Source organism: Streptomyces sp. NPDC097129, from assembly GCF_055668065.1.
This window is the reverse complement of the sequence record NZ_JBVOQE010000123.1, coordinates 1-1,037: the sequence shown is the minus strand read 5'-3', so window position 1 is coordinate 1,037 and position 1,037 is coordinate 1. Positions and strand designations below refer to the sequence as shown.

The window sequence follows — 1,037 nt, the reverse complement described above, 5'->3', positions numbered from 1 at the left end:
CTTGGCGTGGAGGCGGTCGGCATTGACGACAGCTTCTTCGACCTGGGCGGCCACTCCCTGCTCGCCACCCGCGTCGTCAGCCGCATCCGTACCACCCTCGGCGTCGAGATTCCGCTGCGGGCACTGTTCGAGGCGCCCGCTGTGGCCGACCTTGCGACGTACGTCGGGCGGGTGGATGGTGCCCGTTCGGCGCTTGTGGCGGTGGAGCGGCCGGCGGTGGTGCCGTTGTCGTTTGCGCAGCGTCGGATGTGGTTCCTGAACCGGTTCGAGGGTGCCTCGGCATCGCTGTACAACATGCCGGTCGTGCTGCGGTTGGACGGTGTGCCGGACCAGGGCGCGCTGGAGGCGGCCTTGGGGGATGTCGTCGGGCGGCATGAGTCGTTGCGGACGGTGTTTCCGGAGGGGGCGGAAGGTGTTCCGTTCCAGGAGATCCGTCCGGCTGGCGCTGGACTGGTGAGCGTGGAGGTGCGGTCGGCGACGGAGGAGTCGCTGGCTGGTCTGGTGGCCGAGTTCGCGAGTCGCGGGTTCGATCTGACCTGCGAGCTGCCTCTGCGTCTGGCGCTTTTCGAGCTGGCTGAGGACAGCCATGTTCTCGTCATGGTCCTGCACCACATTGTGGGTGACGGCTGGTCGATGGTGCCGTTGGCGCGGGATGTGGCTACCGCTTATGAGGCGCGGGTTGCCGGTGGTGTTCCCGGGTGGGAGCCGTTGCCGGTGCAGTATGCGGACTATGCGTTGTGGCAGCGGGAGCTGTTGGGCGAGGAGTCCGACCCGGAAAGTGTGCTGAGCCATCAGGTCGCCTACTGGACGGCGGCGCTCGCTGGTGTGCCGGAGCAGCTGGAGCTGCCGACGGACCGTCCGAGGCCCGTGGCGGCCACATTCGGTGGTGACAGCGTTCCGGTGGAGATCGGAGCGGAACTGCACGCGTCGCTGGCCCAGCTCGCCCGGGAGTCGGGCGCGAGTGTGTTCATGGTGCTCCAGGCTGCGTTCGCCACTCTCCTGTCGCGGTTGGGTGCGGGGACGGACATTCCGATCGG

The 1,037-nt window shown here is 68.1% G+C and carries 1 protein-coding gene; it reads left to right on the top strand.

All coding sequences use genetic code 11. From position 1 onward, the window contains the following. Window positions 1–1,037, top strand: a 1,037-nt coding sequence (locus AC0B9F_RS38565) for a condensation domain-containing protein (protein WP_472010527.1), incomplete at both ends; no start/stop codon positions are given.